13 protein-coding genes are annotated in these 22,227 nt (G+C 40.6%); 1 reads left to right on the plus strand and 12 read right to left on the minus strand.

Translation table 11 applies throughout. The features are described from left to right. Positions 1-213 precede the first annotated feature (213 nt). The 12 genes from JWR61_RS09780 to ric form a co-directional block, all read right to left on the minus strand. Positions 214-3,609 (minus strand): VCBS repeat-containing protein, encoded by a 3,396-nt coding sequence (locus JWR61_RS09780; RefSeq protein WP_301927640.1) that lies wholly within the window; start codon positions 3,607-3,609, stop codon positions 214-216. Positions 3,610-3,820: 211 nt separating this feature from the next. Further along, positions 3,821-5,179 carry a vanadium-dependent haloperoxidase gene (locus JWR61_RS09785; protein ID WP_301927641.1) on the minus strand — a complete coding sequence of 453 codons (1,359 nt, stop codon included), beginning with the start codon at positions 5,177-5,179 and terminating at the stop codon, positions 3,821-3,823. Between the two features lie 57 nt (positions 5,180-5,236). Then, the gene (locus JWR61_RS09790; RefSeq protein ID WP_301927642.1) at positions 5,237-8,572 is read right to left on the minus strand and encodes a VCBS repeat-containing protein; all 3,336 of its coding nucleotides are present in this window, start codon (positions 8,570-8,572) and stop codon (positions 5,237-5,239) included. Positions 8,573-8,892: 320 nt separating this feature from the next. Continuing rightward, complete coding sequence (locus tag JWR61_RS09795; protein ID WP_301927643.1) at positions 8,893-10,743, minus strand: RagB/SusD family nutrient uptake outer membrane protein; 1,851 nt, start codon at positions 10,741-10,743, stop codon at positions 8,893-8,895. Positions 10,744-10,753: 10 nt separating this feature from the next. Next, positions 10,754-13,990, minus strand: a complete 3,237-nt coding sequence (locus JWR61_RS09800; protein WP_301927644.1) for a TonB-dependent receptor — start codon at positions 13,988-13,990, stop codon at positions 10,754-10,756. Positions 13,991-14,229: 239 nt separating this feature from the next. After that, positions 14,230-15,312 (minus strand): LacI family DNA-binding transcriptional regulator, encoded by a 1,083-nt coding sequence (locus JWR61_RS09805; protein ID WP_301927645.1) that lies wholly within the window; start codon positions 15,310-15,312, stop codon positions 14,230-14,232. A 136-nt stretch (positions 15,313-15,448) separates the two neighbouring features. Beyond that, positions 15,449-16,474, minus strand: coding sequence for a fatty acid desaturase (locus JWR61_RS09810; protein WP_301927646.1), 1,026 nt, complete (start codon positions 16,472-16,474; stop codon positions 15,449-15,451). Between the two features lie 282 nt (positions 16,475-16,756). Further along, a complete protein-coding gene (locus tag JWR61_RS09815) occupies positions 16,757-17,188 on the minus strand; it encodes an Rrf2 family transcriptional regulator (RefSeq protein WP_290337633.1) in 432 nt (143 codons plus the stop codon). Between the two features lie 2 nt (positions 17,189-17,190). Then, a complete protein-coding gene (locus tag JWR61_RS09820; protein WP_301927647.1) occupies positions 17,191-17,514 on the minus strand; it encodes a metal-sulfur cluster assembly factor in 324 nt (107 codons plus the stop codon). Continuing rightward, positions 17,511-18,800 carry a cytochrome C oxidase subunit I gene (locus JWR61_RS09825; protein WP_301927648.1) on the minus strand — a complete coding sequence of 430 codons (1,290 nt, stop codon included), beginning with the start codon at positions 18,798-18,800 and terminating at the stop codon, positions 17,511-17,513. The genes JWR61_RS09820 and JWR61_RS09825 overlap by 4 nt, the downstream gene beginning before the upstream one ends. Position 18,801: 1 nt before the next feature. Continuing rightward, complete coding sequence (locus tag JWR61_RS09830; RefSeq protein WP_301927649.1) at positions 18,802-19,608, minus strand: DUF2249 domain-containing protein; 807 nt, start codon at positions 19,606-19,608, stop codon at positions 18,802-18,804. Between the two features lie 40 nt (positions 19,609-19,648). Next, positions 19,649-20,608, minus strand: a complete 960-nt coding sequence (gene ric, locus JWR61_RS09835; RefSeq protein ID WP_301927650.1) for an iron-sulfur cluster repair di-iron protein — start codon at positions 20,606-20,608, stop codon at positions 19,649-19,651. Between the two features lie 213 nt (positions 20,609-20,821). On the opposite strand from ric, the gene JWR61_RS09840 reads away from it, so the two are divergent. Next, complete coding sequence (locus JWR61_RS09840; protein ID WP_301927651.1) at positions 20,822-22,129, plus strand: M28 family metallopeptidase; 1,308 nt, start codon at positions 20,822-20,824, stop codon at positions 22,127-22,129. The last annotated feature ends 98 nt before the right edge of the window (positions 22,130-22,227 follow it).

Genomic DNA, 22,227 nt, shown 5'->3' on the forward strand with positions numbered 1-22,227 from the left:
CGCTCTATTTTTATTGCACTTTTATAAAGCCAACCCCTCATTTTCGTCTTGGCTATTTGCTTACGCATAATGTTAACGCCCAGCCTGGTAAAACAGATAAGCTGCATAATAGTGGCTGTCTCTACATGTAGCGGCGAGGAACTGCGAATGGATTGTATGATTTTACCACATCAGCTATGTAATACAAACCATATTCATAGCATGGGATATTTTTTATTTGCCCGGTTTAATTTTAAAACACTTTAAAGAGTCATTGTTAACTGCTGCTAAAACAAATTGGTGCTGATTTCTATTCGCAAATAATTTTAAATTTTTCATATCACCGCTTACAATAAATCCGCTTTGTGTTGGTTTTACAGATCTAAACCCGCCCCTTCCATCGCCTTTTAAAAACTGGCCATAAGACGCATCGTAACGACCTGTGGAACTTTCGGTTTGATATTCGTTACCGCCGAGCAGTAAATCAATATTACCATCGTGGTCTAAATCATTTGCAACAATAGCATTTACAGGTGCAAACTGTGCTTCAAGCGGCAGTTGGTGCATTTTAAAATGACTGGTTCCAAGATTCTCAATCCACACAGTAGCGGTTGTTTCACATTTCAATACCAGCATATCTTTCTGATCAAAGATTTTAAACAACTCATCCATATTGACCACAGCATAGTCTTTATTCAACAAATATTTCTTTTTTATGTACAGTACTTCTTCAGCAAACTGCGTTCTGTCTATAGCTGGAAAAAGCTCGTACAGTCCTTTATCATTTTTTATGTAGTAGGCAGGAATAATATCTATTGATCCATTGGCATCTAAATCTTTTGCATACAACATCATCGGTCTTTCATGCGAGGCGTGGTACTTATTGTTAAGCCCCATATTGCCTGCGATAAAATCCAAGTCGCCATCTTTGTCAATATCAGCAGCCTGTAATGAACGCCACAGACCATTTGTGTTTGCAAGACCGGTATTCTCAGTAACCTCCTGTAACTTATTATTGATGTTTTTAAAGAACCGCACTGGCATCCATTCACCACATATTACAAGATCTGGTTTTTTATCGTCGTCCATATCCGACCAAACGGCACCGGTTATCATGCCAGGTTTTTCCAGTGCCGGGCAAACTTCTTTCGTAACATCGGTAAATTTACCCGCATTGTTTTGAAGTATATAGCTGCGTGGAGATAAAGGATACAGCTCAGCTAAAATACGGCCGCCAATAAAAATATCCATGTCACCATCTGCATCATAATCCGCTACTGCAATTACCTGTGAGATGCCATTAACCCCCGCAGGTATGGCATCTTCCTCCAGTAAAAATTTACCATGCCCATCATTTTTATATAACTGGGGCCGGTTAGAAGTTGTACTGTTGCCAAATTCCAAGCTGCCTTCTGTAACAAGCAGATCAAGGTCTTTATCACCATCTGCATCAAAGAATACAGCACTGGCATCTTCCATCATTTTTCCTGTCTGCAACAAAGGGCTGGAAGAAAACGTACCATTATTGTTTTGAATAAATATTTTGCCAGACTGATATTTGCCGCCACCCACAAAAAAATCTGAAAGCCCATCTCCATTCACATCTCCAGTAGCCAAAGCTGGTCCTAACTGAGAATATTTTTGCGGCAGCAAACGCTGATTGGCATAATCAAAAAATGATAGTTCATTTTGCTTAAACTGAATATTCAGTTCTTTTGAAACATCTGCAAAAAGCGTTGGCAATGCTATGCTGTATGCAGGCAGTTGCTCCTGGGCATCTTTATAATCGATAGTAAGTGTCTGGTTTGTTTTGATGTGTTTCAGCAACTGCACTTTGCTATCAGGCCAAACAATTTTTAATGAATCAATTTCGGTTGCCTTACCTGCACCAAAGTGAAGCCTGTTATCCACGGAAGACATATAACCTCTTACAGGGTACTGCTCCAGAAATTGCACTGTTCCATTGGCATAAAGGGTTGCTTTTGCACCTATGCCTGATTTGTTTAGTTCGCTTCCTTTTAGCTGAAGGGTAAGAAAATTATTGGTGCTGTCTTTAACCGTTTTCCTGATTTCATTTTTCCAGATAAAGGCTGGTTGGTTCATATTATTAGTTACCATGTCTAAATCGCCATCATTATCTAAATCTGCATACACTGCTCCATGAGAAATAGAAGGCACATCGATGCCGGCAGCTTCTGTTAGGTTACTAAAAGTAAGATCTCCGTTATTATGATAGAAATAGTTGTTTATTTTTATGCTCCCGTAATTTTCCAATTCCTTTCGTACTGATTGATTGTTATCAGTATTGCCAGGCGGGCTGGTATTGCTTAAACCTCCATTTTTTTGTCCATTTTTGAAAAACAGGAAATCACTATTGGTCACATCTTTTGCAAGTCCATTGGTGATATGTATATCCTTCCAGCCATCATTGTCAAAATCTGCCATCAGTATACTCCAGCTCCAGTCTGTTTCTGAAATGCCCGAGAGTTGGCCGATCTCACTGAAAAAAGGTTGTTTGCTGTTGTTAAATGTTGTGTTACCATTGTTTAATTGCAGCATGTTCCGGATAAATTCCGGTTGATAACCACCCGTGGTTGTTGCCATTTCATATTGCTCGGGATTGTTACCGGAAAACATCGTTTTCTTTCTATAATTAGTTTCGGGCTGCATATCAAGCACGGCCATATCCGGTAGCGCATCATTATTGATATCCGCAGCATCCGCACCCATGCTATTAAAACTCTGATGACGTATTGAGTTGGAAATGCAGTTGGTGAAAGTGCCATTTTTATTATTCAGCCATAACAGATCGTTGCTTACAAAATCGTTGGCAACATATATATCAGGCCAGCCGTCATTATTAAAATCACTGATCGATAAGCCAAGGCCGTACCCCATTTCCATTATGCCTGCCTGCTCAGATACATCTTTAAAAACAGGATGATTTTTGCCTGGCGGAGTACCTTCATTTCTATACAATTTATCAGCAGCAACAAAAGAAGTCTTTCCATCCTGCACTATATTGTTGGGCTCCCTTTGAAATGCCTTATGATTCATCAGATACATATCAAGATCCCCATCTTTATCGTAATCAAAAAAAGCGGCCTGGGTAGAAAAGCCAGGATCATCTAACCCATACTCTCTGGCTTCTTCAGCAAACTTTAAATTACCCTTATTGATAAAAAGAAGATTTTTTCTTTGTTCCGGATTGTGTGCATGTGATACACAAACATATATGTCACTCAGTCCATCATTATTGATATCAACAACACTCACACCGGTACACCATTCTTCCGTTTTTACACCGGCACGTTCTGTTACATCTTCAAACTCAAAATTCCCTTTGTTGATGTAGAGCTTGCTGCTGACCTGGCCGCCTGCAAAAAAAAGATCCTGCAGTCCATCATTATTGAAATCTCCGGCGCCAACACCAGCACCAATATAGATGTACTGATCAATCAAAAAATTGACAGCATCATTTTCGGTGAGCTTGTTGTTGAAATCAATATTTGTGTGGGATGATTTCAGTAAAGTAAAATGCATATCCCCGACAGAACCTGCTTTATTTTGGTTGCAACCATAGAAAATGAACAAAAATACTGGCGCAAAAATTAGTCTTGATAATTTCATTGAATGCCTGCTGGTTTAGGATGATCTTTATATGGACAGTAAAAAGGTTGAAACAATTTTTCAATATAAAGTCTTCGGCAGGGTAAAGCGATCAGCATATTATATTGCGTTGCAGCTGATACCATCGCAGCCACGCAAAAAATAACTAACATTATATCTAATGCCCCAATCGTTCACAATCGTTTACTGCATTCAATAATCGATTTGTCAGCTATTGATTTTTTAATCTTTTTAAAACCTGCTCACCCACTTTTGTTCCCTGCACCAATCCGTTCGTAATGGCATCCATATAATGAATGCCTCCGTAAAACCTGGAAATAGCAGCTTCCTCAGCGGCTTGTTTAAAAGAAGTGAAACTTCTGGGCGGCAAACCATACGATACTTCCACGCTATCTGTATAAGAAAAATGATCGCCGAAGTAGTGCGTAAGAATAACGGAAGAGGCACCGGAAGCGACCGAGTGTCCGCTCAGGTATTCAGGAAAAGGCGGCGTTTGCAATAACGGTTCCCATGTTGGGTCAATCAATTTTCTGATGGCAGTCTCCGGTCTTACCCGGTTGCTACGGTATTTCTCATCCCAGCAACAGATAAAAGCATCCATCAGGCCGATTGATACGCTTGCATACACCTGCAGTGTTTCTTCAAAACTCTTTTTTGCCCTGGCACATGCAATGCCTGAAATGCCCAGCCAATGTGCTCCCGGTGATATCTTTTTTATGCCATACATAAGATGGCCTCCATCCTGCACGGCAAACGGATTGCAATCCCAAAAAGATGCTATCACCCGGTGATCTTCCGGTAAAATATTTTTCTCTTTGTAAACAGCTTCTGCCAAAGCATAGAAGGGAGATCCTTTTACGCCGCTATATGCAACCGGCTGTAATGGTTTAAACTGACTGGCCGAGTCCAATGCAAATGGCCGTACTGTATTAAAGTAAGGTTCTACCGCTCCCATAAATGCCGGAGGTGTTGGATACCAATACCCGTCTCCTTTAGCAGGCGTATACCTTGATAAATTGCTGATTTTATTATACCCGTCTGCCTTTGCATAAGCCAGTATTTGCTGACTCACAGACATGGCATAATTTGTTGAATTGGTAATAACAGCTTCATCGATGCCTGTTTTACGGCAGGAATCAAGAAAATCTTTTTCAAAGGCCGCCAGCAGTGGGCCGGATGGCTGCAGCTTTTTGGCAGTTTCCATCATTGCGATCAACGCACTTAATTGATTAGAATAAGGCTGCACAGGTACCGTCTTTTTTATAACGGGATAACCGTTTAATTTGCCGTACATCGATTTGAACGAGGGATCGTATTGCGATACAACCTCGTAGCCTGCAAGACAGGTATACGAAAAAAAACGGGCAGCCAGCGGCGGATTGGTAATATCCTGGATCATAATATCCGTCATGGTGGTAATAATCTTGGCCTGATCGTTACTGCTAAAAACAGGTTGTTTTTTTTGAGTACAGGAGGGCAGCAATGCAATTAAAACCACTACCGTAAATAAAATAGGATTAAAAAAACAGCTCTTTCTTTTATAGGATAAATTCACAAATTGTTTTTTCATATTCAATCATTATAATTATACAATAAACCGGGTATTCATCATTGTTTGTTTATCAACTTACCGTGGCTGATATGCCTTTACCGGCTGCTGGTTGATGCCGAACAACAAAGTGTTGTTGATACTGAGTACACTCCTAACATCTCCCCAGATATGAAACCCGGACTGTTGCTGGCTGATATAATTAAAATGCCCTTTGCCATCACCTTTCAGCAATACGCCATAGTTGGCATCGTACTTACCAAAGCGTATACGGGCCTGGTTGATATTTCCGCATAACAATAAATCCTGTTTACCATCTTTATCATAATCGAACGCATTGATGGTAAACACCGGTGAGAACTGCGCCTGGATGGGAAGTATCATTTTATGAAATTTTCCATCTGCAGTTCCTTCAAAATAAGATGTACCGAGTTCATTCGCCTTAAGATGTTTTGCATCTTTCAATTCATCTGCAGAAAAAATATCCTTCAAAGTTGTATTAGCATAAGACTTGTAATCCGTAAATCTTGGACGCATGATACTCATTTGTTCCAGCAATTCATCGCGGGTTACATAAGGATAAGATTTGTGCTGTATGGAAAAGCAAAGGATAGGATCTACAGATCCGTTGTTGTCGAAATCTTTATAAAACATTTCAGCGGGTTCAGCATCACTTACTTTACACTGGGTGTTTAAACCCATATTGCCAATTACCAAATCGGGTATGCTATCGCCGTTTAAATCTGTTACCAGCAATTTGTTCCACCAGCCACTATATTCCTTATCGAAATAGGTAGTTGTTTTATTTTCCAGCTTTCCGTTTGCATTTATAAAAACAGTCACCGGCATCCATTCACCCACAACAATCAGGTCCATTTTTTTGTCATGGTTAATGTCCAGCCAAGCCGCATCCGTTACCATGCCAGCGTTTTTTAACTCGGGTGCTAATACATCTATTTTGTTTGAAAAATTACCTTTGCCGTCATTGATCAGCAAATAACTTTGAGGTGTTTCAGGGTATTGACCCGGGATGTTTCTGCCGCCTACAAAAAGGTCTGTAAAACCATCGCCATTTACATCCGCTGCCCGAACGCAACTTTTACTGCCTTTCATTTCCGGTAATGCATTACCGGCTTTTGTGAAGTTTCCTTTTCCATCATTCAGGTAAAGTCTGTCCTGCAATAAAGCATCACCCGCTGTATAATTATGATACCCGCCGGCTGCAACATATAAATCCTTAAAGCCATCATTATTCACATCAACAAACAATGCGTCTGCATCTTCACCCAAACTATCAGCTGCAAATGCCGATGGCAATTTTTCAGTAAACTGCCCACCTTTTTGCTGGACATAAAGTGCGCCGGGTTTTCCACTGCCGCCCCCGGCAAATATATCTTCCAGGCCATCGCCGTTTACATCTCCCTTAACCATACAGGGACCATTAAACGATAAGGGATTTACCAACAGTGTCTGCCGTTTAAAATCGTTGACCTGATTTGTTGCATTGACATATTTTACAGGACTGTTAACTTCTTTAAATATTGGCTTTACTGATGCCGGTATTTTATAATGCAGTGTTGCATCACTTTCTTTTAGGATAAGCAGCTGGTCTGCCTTCACATTGGTAAGCAGTTGCTCTTTACCGCCAAGCCAAACAATGCGCAGCGAATCAATCAGCGTTTCTTTGCCTAATCCAAAATGCAATACAGGCGACACCGTAGATTGAAATCCACGGGCTGGCATTTGCTCCAGGTATTGTTTGTTATTTTTTTGATAAATGGTTACGGTTGCGCCGTAGCCATCGGTGTTTTTATCTGCACCGGTTAATTTAATTTGCAGGTAGTGATTCTGCGTTTGCTTCTCGCCGTTATTGCGATAGATAAAAGCAGGCGTGTTAATGTTGTTTACGATCAGGTCAAGATCACCGTCATTATCAAGGTCTGCATAGGCAGCACCATTACTACTGGAAGGCACGGTCAACCCCCACTGTTTACCTGCATCGCTAAAGGTTAAATCGCCTTTGTTTTGAAATGTATAATTAACCACGTTAGAGGATGACATTTTACTGATAATATCCAATACTTCTTCTTTTTTCAGCCGCCCTTTTTTTTGAATAAAATCATATTTGTATTTCAAAAAATCCATGTTGGTAAAATCCCTCAGGTAGCCGTTGCTGACATACAAATCTTTCCAGCCGTCATTGTCAAGATCTGCAAATAAGGGAGCCCAGCTCCAGTCGGTATTGGATACACCTGCTAACTGGCCTATCTCGCTAAAGGTGCCATCCCCATTATTTAACTGCAGCATATTTCGCATGTACTGGTGATGAAATCCCCTGCGCAAGCCCAGCTCAAATTTTTCATAATTGTCAGGAGAGAATAATAGTTTCTGCCGCATGTTATCTTCCGGCAACATGTCAAGCGTGAAAATATCCGGAAGCCCGTCGTTGTTGATATCGCATACACTGTTGCCCATCGAAAACAAACTGATGTGCCCCATGGCGGAAACAAGCTGATCTGTGAAAGTGCCATTTTTATTATTGATGTACAGGTAGTCCGGTACTCCGTAATCGTTGGAAATATAAAGGTCGGGCCAGCCATCCTGGTTGATATCGGCAATGCCTGCACCTAATCCGTAGCTAAGTGCAGAACTGCTTAATCCGGCTTGTGTGGTGATATCCACGAAATGGTTGTTATCATTTTTAAACAGCTTTACACCGGTGTTATTATCTCTTTTTGCAAGTATTGCTGCAGTACTGGTTTCATCCAGCAAGGGTAAGTTGTCGGGATTATGACTTAACAAAAACATGTCCAAATCGCCATCGCGATCATAATCAAAAAAGTAAGCCTGGGTACTGTAACCGGTATCTGCCAGGCCAAATTGTGCAGCTTGTTCTGCAAATTTCGGACTGCCACTTGCATCGTTACCGGTATTAATAAACAGTTGATTGGCCCTTTTAAAAGAGGGCATTTTACCGGAATAACAAACATAGATATCCGTTTTGCCATCTCCATTTACATCCGCCATTGTTACACCTGTTTTCCAGGGACCGGGCCTTGACTGTGCGTTGGCAGCAACTGTAATATCCTGGAACTGCAAACCGCCTTTGTTGAGGTATAATTTATTATCACCAAGATTACTTGAAAAGTAGATATCCTGCAGACCGTCATTGTTAACGTCACCAACAGCAACACCACCACCGTTGTAAAAATACTCGTAGAGCAGTACATTGGTGTTTAAGCCTTCTGTAAGCTGATTGGTGAAATCAACATGTGTATTTTCAGGCGGCAATAAGCTAAAAAGATGAGCCGAATCGGAACCAGCAATTGCAGTGGAAGTTTCATTATTGCGGCAGGCATTTATCATCAGTGCAAGTGAGGCAATGATGCAGGTTCTAATAATATTTGCGTTCAATTGGACTGGTATTTTAATTAAAAAAAATCAACAAAAGTGTAGCTTCAAAAATAGCTTTTATTTCGCATTATGCAGCGGCAAAGGAGCATAAAAATAGAAGCTGATAAAAAATTACTGGCAGTTAAAACAGCATGATTATAATATGAAAGTAGGCATCTTTTTATATGTTTATATTATTACCTGATTCATTAACGACGGATTAATTTTAATCCCCGCCAATTGCAACAGCTTTTCGTAAAATGCAAGCGACTTACCTGATTAATATATAAAAAAACTGCGCCGGTTGTTCGCCGGCGCAGTTAAATTCAAGGCATTAATTACTAGTTATAGCCAGGGTTTTGAATAAGCTTGCTGTTCTTGTTCATCTCATCCAGTTTTATTGGAGGGAAATAAACCTTGTCATTCCAGCTTCGGTTTTCAACACCTTGTTCAATTTCCTGAATATGGTAGTTATAATTATAATTGTCTTTACTGTAGCGGTAAGTCGTGACAGTTTTTCCCGGTTTTAGTGTACCGGTTATCACCATAATTTTCACTTTCTGACCAAAATGTTCTGGCGCTATCATCCAGCGTCTTGCATCAAAAAACCGCTGATCTTCAGCAAACATTTCAATATTACGTTCATTACGATACGCATCTACCAATGCACTACCGGATGCAGTAATAGCAGGCATACCTGCCCTGAAACGGATTTTATTGAGCCATTCTTTAGCTGTTGCTTCGTCTCCTGTCTCCAAACAAGCTTCTACATAGTTAAATACTACTTCAGTGTACCTGATCAGAATAGTCGGCAACTCTGATTTTTGGTTCATATCTACGATCGCCGGATTAGGATCCATCATTTTTCGGATTACGTACCCAGTTCTGGTACCATTCCAGTTTTCAATAGAACTGTTCCTGGTGTCTAATCCAAAATAGGGACTTGTTGTTCCTCCACCTGTTCCAGTTTGGTAAGTACCAAATTGCAATTCTCCAAAAGGATCAATTGCTGCACCATCTGTTGTACGTGGTTTCCAGGCAGCGCCATCATAAAAAACAGAAGCATAAAACCGTGGATCCCTGTTCTCATAAGGAGCAGCAGCTTCAGCTGGATTATTCCAATCGAATTTGGAACCGTCCATCATTTCATAGCTATCCACAAATTTTTGTGTAGGTTCGGTAGATGACCATCCATGATAACCGTTGGGCATGTTATTTCGTGGATACCATGCACCCCAATCATCGGTGGCGGCATTAATATACCACTTAGCAAAAATGGCGTCTTTTTCACCACCCCCTTTTCCTAAAAATACGTTTTGATAATCCGTAATTGCACTTTCTTTTGACTGCGGTGCTGTAAGATTCAGGTTGTAACCAATACCGCCTAAATCTAATACTGCTTTAGAAGCCGCCTTTGCAGCCAGCCAGCGTGCATTCTGATCCCCGCTTACATATCCTAGTAATTCAGGATTAGAAAACCCGTTGATTACTGCAGACTTTGCTTTTGCGGTAGGCATATCATGTAAGTCGCTGGCCGCATAAGTAAGTACTCTTGATTTAAGTGCCATAGCTGCGGCTTTCGTAGCCCGGCCCAGTGCCAATGACTTGCCATCGAGCAATAAGGCTGCTGAATCTACATCACTTACTATAGAATTCACACACTCTTCGTATGTGTTTCTTGGAATAGTAAAATCCGGACTGCTTAAAACATAGGAAGATTTAATAAGCGGAATAGCTCCGTAGTAACGTAGCAACTGGTTATAATAATAAGCACGCAGGAAATAAGTCTCTCCTTTTAAGCGGGCAACCATGTCTGCATCAAAAGGAGCCGTAGCAAGGTTTTCCAATGCCAGGTTGGCTGCTCTGATTCTTGAATACATATTTCCCCATTCCATCGTACCTAGTACACCACCAGTGTTGGATGGACTAATCGCCGATTCCATGATGTCTTGTCTTCCGAAATTAAAAAGGCAGTTATCAGTTTGGTTATCCAGGCTATTTTGTTGCAAGGTACCTTCCTGAATGCCATTGTAGATGTCGGTAACAAACATTTCCGAAAGAGCTCCATCCGTCCAGGTGGACGCGGCCGCCGCCTTATCCAGCGGTTGTGTGTTCAAGAAATCCTTATTACATGAAGTAACGAGGATCACTGCACACAGCGGTATTAATATTGTCTTTATTGTTTTTTTCATTTCTGTAAATTTAGAAGGTTAGGTTTACGCCTGTGTTGATAATTTTTGACTGCGGATAATAATGCCCGTCACTGTTTTGAGATTCCGGATCGTAAATTTTCTCCTTAGACCAGGTAGCCATGTTGAGTCCGTTTACATATACCCTGAAACGGCTGATGCCTAATTTTTTTCCAATTCTTGAAGACAATGTATATCCTACTTCAAAGTTTTTAAGGCGCACATAGTTGGTGCTGACCATATAAAAGGTGTTACGGTTGGAAAAATACTGGTTATTTCTGTCAACTGTGCGTGGATATACTGAACTTGGATTGTCGAGGGTCCAGCGGTGATCGTAAGTGTCCTGAAGATAATTACCTATCGTGCCTGTTTCGGTCTGGATAAACAATTGCGCACCGGTAGAAGCCTGGAACAATACATTCAGGTCAAAGTCTTTATACTGCAGCCCAATTGTTAAACCACCCTGGAAAGTTGGGGTCTGGTTTTTATCGCTTCTCACTCTGTCATTTGCATCAATTTTTCCATCTCCGTTCACATCTTTGAATTTCATACTGCCTGGGAACAGCTTGCCTGCACCGCCTACACCACTATAATCAAGGGTATTGGCATCGACATCTTTCTGATCTTTAAATATGCCATCATACTGATAAAGTAACTGGGCATCTGGATTATTTACATCTGTAGGCATCGGCTTTCCGGTAGATAATTGGTAAGCTGGTCTTCCAGGAGTTTCATCCCAGAAAGCAATTTTATTTTTAGCATAACCTCCATTGATACCAACGTTATAACGCAGGTCACCGATGGAATTGTTATAGCCTACTTTAAATTCCCATCCTCTGTTATCCACTTTACCAATGTTTTCAGCTGGTAATGTCAAACCAGTACTCTGCGGAATAGAAGCATTTCTTCTCCACAAAATTTGAGACCGGTGGTTTTGGAATACATCCAGTTCAACAGTTAATTTATTATTTAAAAAGCTCGCATCTAAACCAAGGTTGTAGTTATTAGCAACTTCCCATGTAAGGTTTGTGTTGGGAACACCGTTTTCGTGCAATGTTTGAACAACCTGGTTTCCTGCTGTATAGCTGCCGTAAGCATAAGTTGGCAGATAGTCGTATTCTCTCAACACGCCACCGAAAAAAACCTGGTCGTTACCCAACTGGCCCCATGAACCACGTAATTTCAAAGAATTTACAAAATTTACATTGTCTTTGAAAAAGCTTTCTTCTGAAATTCTCCAGCCTGCTGTTATGCCAGGAAAGAAACCCCAACGCTTTGCTTCAGGAAACATGTAAGACCCGTCTTTACGCCAAAGGAATTCGGCAAGGTACTTTTCTTTATAGTTATAGCCCACCCTTCCGAAATAATTCAAACGGGCACGCTCATAAGAAGCACCGCCTGTTTGCTGGTTGGTTAAACCTCCTGCAAATAATTGATCAATCGCTGTAGAGGCATAATATTGACGGTAAGCATTAAAATAATTACCGTTAATGGTTTCTTTGGTTACGCCTGCCAATACGGTGATAGCATGATTGCCAAAAGTATGATCATAAGATCCGATAGCTTCCAGCATTACATTTAACTGATCAGTTGAGCCCTGATTAAGAGTGGCCTGTGTTGCAGGTCCTTTTTTAACCGCTGTCATGATGGGTGTAGTACCATCTGCTTCAAAGCCACTCCAATTATAGATATACCAGGGTTTTACCCATGTTTTAGTCTGCTGTATATATTTATCCAAAGACGCATTCAGGGTAAATTTCAAGCCCTTCACCCATGGATTGGTGATTTCAATCTTACCATTGGTTTGATAATAATAACGCGTGTCTTTATCATATCCTGTCTGATTGGTAGTAATAACCACAGGCTGTTCACCATTTTCAATATCTGGTGCAGCCTGACCATTTGGCCAAATGGCATTCTTAGTAGGATAGCCTCTCATCAGCATACGAAAAATCGATCCCGCCCCTTTTGTTGGGAAGAAACGATTTTCCTGGCGTGCTACAATACCCAATGAAGTATTGATGTATTTATTTACTTTGGCATCCAGGTTAATACGCATATCGTACTGCTTGTAGCCGGTAGCAGAATTTTTGTAATAACCGTCCTGGTGATCGTACCCCAATGAAGCGAGGTATTTTACATTCTCCGATCCACCAGTTAACTGCATATTATCTTTGTTTTGAGATGACCATGGTTTCAGTACTGCTTTGAACCAGTCAGTATTAGGATGTCCCCACGGATCAGAACCATCAGCAAACTTCTTAAAATCATCTGGTAAAAAAGGAGCTGTTATCACATTATTGGCAGCAGTCGTGTAAGTTCCTGTAGCCTTAAATGCGGCGCTTGCAGCGGCCCACTCAGCGGCAGGCAGTTTGTACAACTCTATTTCGTTTGCCATAGTTGCATATTCCACCGCATTCGTCATTTTTGGCAACACTGTAGGAGCAGCCCAGCCCTGGTTATGACTATAAGAAAGTTCCGGCTTACCTGTTTTACCACGCTTGGTGGTAATCAAAATAACACCATTGGCAGCCCTTGCACCATAGATCGCTGCTGAGGCATCCTTCAGAATTGACATACTTTCAATGTCCATCGGATTCAAACGATCGATACCACCTGCACGGGCAGGTACGCCATCAATAACGATTAAAGCGTCGTTATTACCAAGGGTGTTAGATCCACGGATACGGATGGTTGATCCATCGTAACCAGGTTCACCGCTTGCATTAACGGCCACTACACCTGGCAGACGGCCAGCAATGGAGTTGGTAAGGTTGGTTGCAGGCGACTTCGCAAGATCAGTTCCTTTCACCACTGCAACAGCACCGGTAAGCGTTACTTTCTTTTGAGAAGCATAACCAACCACAACTACTTCATTCAGGTTGCTGGTACTAACTTTTAAACTAACATTAAAATTAGTTTTCGTTCCTACCGGTAATTCCTGCGATTCAAAACCAGTGTTACTGATGACTATCACCGATTTTGAATTTGGTACATCAATAGCAAATGCCCCGCTGGCATCTGTTGTTGTACCGGTTTTAGCTCCTCTTACCGTAACACTCGCGTTAACGGCCGGATTGCCTTTGTCGTCGTTTACGATACCCGTTACATGCACTTTCTGTTGTGCCTGTACCCCAATACCGAGCAACAAAATTAATGATGCAAGGATAGTTTGTTTGAAGAGGCTCCTAAGCGAGTACTCTGATGGGCTTAGGCTGCCTGAGCAAAACGCATTGGTCTGTTTTTTCATGATGGCAATTGTTTTTGGTTAATAAAAAATCGTTGATCTAAATTGATTGGTTGTTTTAAAAAGTGCGTTTATTATTCTTTGCCTTTTAAATTCATATGCCTGCGGGTAAAAATTCTGTTGAATTTTATTTATTTTTTATCACCCGTTTAATATATTGTTGAAATAATGTGTAATCGATTGCACAAAAAAATGTGCTAACTATCGTTCCAGTTGATTCGTAGCATTGAGTTAATGTTTGGTTATTTAGATAATACTGATTGCCTTATTATAATTCCTTTCTTTTCTGCACTATGTTGTTTTCTTTTTGTCGACTCTCTTGCATACAAGATGGGTTCCAGCACAATTTTTTGCTTTGGAGAAACCCCTGTCTCCTTTTCTTTTAACGCGATTATTTCCATCAGTAACTTCAGCGCTTCATTACCCATCTGCACCGTTTGCTGATCTACTGAAGACAAAGACGGGGTTATATGCTCCCCAAAACTTTCATTAGCAAAACCAATTACACCAAAATCATCCGGAATATTGACTCTTCTTTCTTTTAACCCTTTAATAATCCCCAGCGCTGTATAATCTTCAACAGCAAAAACAGCATCCGGAATTATAGGTCTGCTAAAAAAAAAATCAACCGCAGCTTTCCCTGATTCTATTGATATATCTCCCTGGTAAATTAATTCAGGTACCACTTTCAACTTATGTTTTTGTAAAGCGTCTTCATACCCTCTTAACCTTTCCCGGAAACTTTTAATATGCTGCGGACCTAAAACGTGCGCTATTTTATGATACCCTTTTTCAATAAGATGTTCTGTAGCTAAAAAAGCCCCCTTGTAATCATCAATCGTTACCGAAGGAACATTCAATGCATCATTGGTACGGTCAAATAATACCAATGGAATATGTCTTTTTTGTAAATCCTGGTAATGACTGAAATCGACTGTTTCTTTTGCCACGGACGCCAGTATGCCATCTACCCTTGCACTTAAGAAGGTTTCTATTGCTTTTTTTTCAAGTGATGTAGTTTCCTCTGTTTGATATAAAAGGATACTATAACCATTGCTGCTGGCCATCAGTTCTATACCATGCACCACTGATCCAAAGAAATTCATTTGTGCACTTGGAATAATAACGCCTATAGTATGGGATTTTCCTGAACGAAGAGAGGATGCGATCTTATTTCGCTGGTATTTTAGTTCTGTTGCTTTTTCCTTAACTAGCAGCTTGGTTGCTTCACTGATGCGGGGATGATCGTTCAATGCCCTGGAAACCGTTCCAGACGTGAGTTTCAGCTCCCGCGCAATATCGTGTATGGTAATTTTTTGTGACAAGTAGTGCAATCGTGTGCACAATATAGAAATTTCTTTTGCAATCTGCCTAATTTTTTTGTAACTTTTTTTTAACAATTGTCAAAAAGACTAAAAAAAAACGACCAAACGACAGTAGCCACAATTTCTGCCTGTAGAACTACAAGTCAAACTTTCGGGTGCGGCTTTTTAGAAAGCTGATTATTTCAGTGCTGGTTTGCTCCTCGCCCAGCTGAACATAATTGGCAGCGAGGGTTTTATAGTTTTTAGTCATCAGCAAAAACCAAATTTGAAAATAATCCAGTTTCTTAAATACAACCGCCTTATTTAAAGAATAAGTGCTGATGTTTTCTTTGAAGTTCGCAGGCATCTCTGTCCAGTGCATATAAGGCTTTAAATGGTGGCCAATATGGTAACCATCGTTAAAACATTTTTTATTGTAGATGGTATTGATGCAGGTAATACTGTTACCGTAAATACTCCCGGGCCTGTCGGCATCTATAAATGCATGTTGCGCCCAGTTGCCGGCCATCATTGCAAAGCGTATAAAAACCAGGGGTAAAATAAAAACCGTAAGTGTCGCCTTAAAATTTACAAAACACAATCCCATAGCCATCAGCGTAAAAAAAGTTTCGCCCATCATGATGCGGAAAGCATATTTATTTCTCGATTTATTTTTAAAATAGAGTATCAGGTTAAGTACACCCGTAAAATAAAACGAACCCAGGTAAATTATAAAAGCCCTGATGCTGTCCCGGCGAAACTTCATAGTACTACTCAAATCTTCGGGCTCATTGTTTTCAGGATGGTGCATGGTTACATGGTGATGAAAATAAGTTTCGGGTGTTTGTCCAAAAAAAATACCCAGCACCCAGGGCACATACCTGTTGAAAACGCCGTACTTCTTTTTAAATAATTTACGGTGACAAACATTGTGCAGCATCAATACATAAGGCCCCAGAAAAACGATGAGCAAAACAAGCAGGTAGCCCACATACCAGGCCCAGTAAAGATCTGGTAAGATAAACAACAGCACTGCTGCGGGAATAATGATAAACGTAATTTTCAGTGACAGGTAAATGAAAGCCATATCTCGTTTGTCATTGATCAAAGGAAGAAATAACTGATCAATTAAATTGACTTTTTTCTTCTGCAGCCCGATCGGATCGGTAAGAATAAGTTCCATAGCAATATTTTTTCGACGGTGATAATTTTTGTAAGCGAGCTTTGGTGGAGTAACGGCATAGTATTGCTCATGAAAAAATTATCCTTTTGCAGACAAAGTATTAACGAGAATGATTTAAAGGTAGGCTTTATAATTCTTTTATCGCTATACGAAGTGAATTATAAAAAATTTGGTGTGTTAAAATGTGATGCAAGTTTTGTGAAATAAAAATGCACGGCCTCATTAGCAAGGATGTAAGGAGGTTATAAACTACAATTATAAATATTTATAGTAAGGGGCAAATTATCCAACCAGGTAAGCCAAACCATCGTTGACTGGTTCGCATAAATCGACCACCTTTTTCTGCCTGCAAAGATTTTCAAACAGGTCTCTCACTTCTTTATAATCATTGTGAATGGGGCATGGATGTGTAGAGGAGCACTTGCTTAAACCCAGGCCACATTGCTTAAAAACATCTTTGCCATCAATAGCCTCGATGATGTTAATGATGGGTTGTTTTAGTTGTTTGGCTGTAATGTAAAAGCCGCCAGTAGGGCCTTTGGCGCTGAGAATCACTTCTTCTTTTACAAGCGTTTGCAGCATTTTGCCAACAGTATGTTCGCTGCCATCAATGAAGACGGCAATTTCTTTAATGCCAATTTTTTCACCAGCTTCAAATTTTGAAGCAAGATATATAACAGCTTTAATAGCGGTTTTACAGGTAAGACTCAGCATAGTTATTGATTTAAAAAAAGTTGTCCATCGGCAGAGATACGTTCATGGCTCCAGGGCGGATTAAAAGTTACCTCCAGGTGTACTTCCATATCCGTGAAAGTTTTTTGCAATGCCCGTTTTACCGCTTCGCTTAATGCTGCTGCCATGGGACAAAATTGCGTGGTCAGCGTCATTGTACAAAAAGTTTTTGCCTGGTCTTCGTCAAAATCAATCTGATAAATAAGACCAAGGTCAACCACATTCAATCCAATTTCAGGATCCTCCACATTTTGCAACACTGCCAATGCGATGGTACATTTAATATTGTTATTGGTAATTACATTCATTGCGGTAAGCTTTTGTGCAACATTAATTTTATTATGTTCCAGTTATACAAAAAGGCTGCGGCTATTAAAAATAAAGTGGCAACCTGCAACAGCAAATTATTGGCTGCTAACACCCCTGGAATAAATAGTATAAATCCTGCCAGGTAAGTGATGGCCATCGCCCTGAAAATTCCGTTGTTAAACAGTTCCTTCGGATTAGGTGTTTTGTCTGTACCCGCCTGCTTACTGTAAACTTTGTTCCAGATAATAAAGGGCAAGGTTTTAAAAGTCATTCCTAAAATGATGGCGGTAATCCATCCGAAAAAAATGATAAAACCATACGCCACCACAACAGGTATATCAACCGAACCCGCCATCAGCCGTGCAATAAAGACCAACAAAAATATCAATGGTAAAAAAATCAGCAGTACAGAAAGCAAAGAAATTTTCACTTGTTCATCTACCTTCTTGCGAATGCGCTGCTGAAAACATTTGTAGCAATAAAAGGCAAACAACGCAATTCCGGCAAATACAGCACCCAAGGGCAAAAGGTACAACGCCGTTTCATGACTATAAAGAAACAAAAGCACAAAAGCAACCAGGCCTCCGTTAATACAACAATAGATAAGCCATAGCAATTTTGTATTGGTGTATTTAGATAATAAAAACATCGGCACCATCCTGGAACCAACACCTACAATCAGTAAAAGGAACCAGCCCACGATGCCCATGTGCGCATGCAGTGGCAGGTAATGTAATGAATCGACCGGCAAAATAGATAGGGTAAAATTATAGATCAGTAAAAGGCCCACAATGGTTGTAAGCAATAGCCAGAGCGTAGCGGTAAAAACAAAAAATGCATGTACATTTTCATTGTTGCTCTTAGTCATGCTCACTGCAATATTGATAAGATAACAAATGATGGCTGCATTGATTAAAATGCCGCCCCACTTTGCAGGCCACCCAAGATTAAATACATAAAACCCATACACTAATAAAGGAATGCCAATGGCGGCCAGCACAAAAGAAGCGTAGCCTAGTTTATTGCTGTACAGGCTGGTTTCAATCAACACAGGTATCAATTGGTGACTTGCGCCAAGAATGATCATAGTCCCCCAGCCCAGCGCCATTGCATGAGTAATGGCGAGTACATGTGGATGAAAATAATGCCGGGTAAAAGCATTGGCAGATAATAGCAACAATATAGTTGCCATCAGGAAAGACAGAGCAGCATATAGATAAAAAGGCAGCACCAGCTTGTGATCCGTGGTCTTTGCAAAATCAGCTGTATGGTTTATTGCAGGCATCTCAGGATTTATAAATTAGCAACTCTACTCCGGCGTCTGCCGTTTTATTGATCAGGTATTCAAACTTCCGTTCGGTAAGCTCTGGTAACAAAAATACCGGGATACGTTTGTGGTATACAAATAACACTTCGTCTGCAGCCAGCGTTTGTAAAGCTTCCATAATGGTGATCATAGGTAAGGGCATTTCGAGCTGACGTACATCAACATACTTTCTTCTGTCACCAAATTTTTGCAGCGTTTCGTTCCAGCTTTTTGATGAAGCAACTTCGGCGGGTAAATCACTTTGTTCAGAAGCAGTTGCTTTATAAAAATAAGTTTCCACCAGTTGCTGATTGATCACGTCAGCGTATACTTCGAATCCTTTTTTTTCCAGTAACTGAATCAGCGGAACCGGTTCAAAAGTATTGACGATCTTTAACACCTGCCCCGGCTTTAATGATTTTACTTTTTGTGTGATGTTATTCAACGGGTCTTCGCCTTTGGCAATTACCGGCCTTACATCCAGGGTAACCAGCTGATCTTTTTTAAGCGACAATAAAAAGCCGGGCCACTGCTTTTTAACAATGGCAGCCGGCAATTCATTGGTGTCTGTTTCAAAGCCAAGCGGTTTCAATGCATTAAAAAATGTTTCTACCGTACAGCCTCCCACTTTAGATGCCATTGCTATACTTGTTCTGCCTGCCATAATCTTTCGCAATAAAGGATTGCGGAGTTTTTCAAACGCAGTGCTGATACCAACAATAGCTTCCAGCGCACCTGGTTGGTGTTTGATAATTGTGCCTATTTTGGTATTGACATTGATGATCACTTCTAGTAATTTTTATGAACGCTGACAGGTAATAATTGTGTTAAGCCTGCAATTGTTTTTCCATGGCCAGGGCTTTTGGAAACAGGATATTATTTTCCAGGTGAATGTGCAGGTGCAGGTCTTCTTCAAACTCATCCAGCAAACGGTACAGCAAACTATAGCTGGCACAGGCATCTTCAGGCAAAGTATAATTTTTTGTAAGTTCCCTGATCTCTTCCAGGTTTTTGCCCACTTCTTCATGCTCCATTTCCATCATATTGATTGGATTTTGCACTGTTCCAAAATGTGCAGCATGCAATGGCTCTGTACTTTTACCTGCTTTCGTAATTTCTTTGATGTAAGGAAACAACACTTTTTCTTCTTTTGCAAGATGTGAGGTAAGCTCTGTATTGATGGCTTCCACCAGTTCATAAATTCTTGCCAATTCAGGATGATGACTGCCATGTACCTTCAGCACTTTATGTGCATAGCTTCTTAAGTCAGGCAGACTTTTGATGACATAACTATGATGCGTATTCACAATATAATCTGCTAAAAAATCAAGTGGCCAGTCTGTGTATGGAATGGGTCTTGATGATGGCAGCTGATCAGCCTGTTGCAATTCCTGCTCTATTTTAGTAACGTCCAAACCTTTTTCAGCACAAGCCTGCTTTACAGTTTTTTTACCACCGCAGCAAAAATCAAGACCATATTTTTTAAATATCTGCGCCTTGCGCAAATCTGCTGCGGCAAGCGCTCCCAGGGTTTCTTCACCTTCTGTGCTGATGCGTTTAGTTATTTTTACCTTCCATGATTCGGGGCCCTGTTCAAGGTATTCCCAAACAAAAATATTACCTCTTTCGCCCAGCAACTGGTAGTACAAAGGTTTCGGGTCATGGTCATTGTGAATGGTCAGGCTCTCCCCTTCTGTCAGTTCATCAAAACGTAAAAAGATTGTAGGGTGTTTCTGGCGTGGTTCCAGTAAGGTTACGTTCAGGATATTGTCTGTGAGTGTTTGCATAAAATGTTGTTTTTAATTTTTTACTCCACAAAGATAGGAGTTTATTCTTAATAAAAGTATTTAAATACTTTTATTATTTTAAATTCCTTTTTTCGAAAGCAGTTTGTTACAAAACACTTCCGGTGCAATGGTGTTTTGAAAAAACAAGTATCTTTCCTCTTAGAACCGTAGGTCGGATTTTTATTACTCATTAAATAACGCTTCTTACAAACTATGCTTAAGCAAATTGTTTTATTGTCACTTAGTGCAGGCATGCTGTTAACAGTTCATGCGCAATCAGCCAAAAGTATTATTACGGCTAAACAGGTAAAGAAAATTGAAAAGGTACTGTCAGCCGATGACATGCAGGGCCGGCGCACTTTTACCCCCGGCATAGATAAAGCCTCTGCGTTTATTGAAGCACAGTTTAAAAAAGCAGGTCTGCAAACTTTTAATGGTGCAGCCAACTACCGTCAGGAGTTTAGCATGACGCAGGCTGAAACCCAAAGCAGCACAATTGTGATTGACGGGAAGCCAATTCCAGATTCGTTGACGGCAATTTTTTCTTACCAGCCTTCGGTGAACCTTACAGAGAAAAGTGATGTGGAAATAGTGAAAATAAATGCCGGTGATAAATTCGGCCCGAAATTTTACGAATATTACCAAAGCAAAAAAAACTTGTTGGTGTTGGTTGATAGCAGCTTTAGCAACCGGTTAAAGAACATACAGCATATTGATAAAATCACATCCTCTCCTGGTACCAATACGGTTGTTTTTGTTTTTGGAACTAAAGAAGCTGCTGCATTTTCGGTTGAATGCACCAACATTATTTCTAAGAAAAGTTTGAATAACGTAGTAGGCGTTTTGCCCGGCAAAAGCAAGCCGGATGAGTATGTTGTTTTCTCGGGTCACTATGACCACCTGGGTGTTGGTTCTCCTGCGGAAGGTGCACCGCATGATGAGAAGGACTCTATTTATAACGGCGCCAATGATGACGCCGCGGGTACGACAGCCGTGATTATGCTGGCCAGGTATTTTGCCAAACTGAACAACAACGAACGCACGCTGGTATTCGCGACTTTTGTAGCGGAAGAACTGGGCGGCTTTGGCTCGCAATATTTTTCCAAGCAACTGGCACCTGAAAAAGTGATGGCGATGTTTAATATTGAGATGATCGGCACTGAGTCCAAATGGGGAACTAAATCCGCGTACATCACCGGTTTCGAAAAGTCAGACATGGGTAAAATTCTGCAGGAAAACCTGAAAGGCAGTTCCTTTAATTTTTATCCTGATCCATATCCTGAGCAACAATTATTTTACCGGTCAGATAATGCAACCCTTGCGAGGCTTGGTGTTCCGGCGCATACTATCTCAACATCAAAAATGGATGATGAAAAAAATTACCACACAGCATCTGATGAAATTGGTACGCTGGATATGAAAAACATGGCTGAAATTATTAAAGCCATTGCGTTGAGTTCTGCGACCATTATAAGCGGAAAAGATACACCATCAAGGGTTGATGCAACACAATTAAAATAGTTGCTGCGCAATATTTATAGGAACGCTGATGACGCGGAAGGCACGGATTTAAAACGGATTTTTATCCTGCGGATGGATAGAACGCAGATGACGCGGAA

It is taken from the genome of Ferruginibacter sp. (assembly GCF_028288465.1).
GTDB lineage: Bacteria > Bacteroidota > Bacteroidia > Chitinophagales > Chitinophagaceae > Ferruginibacter.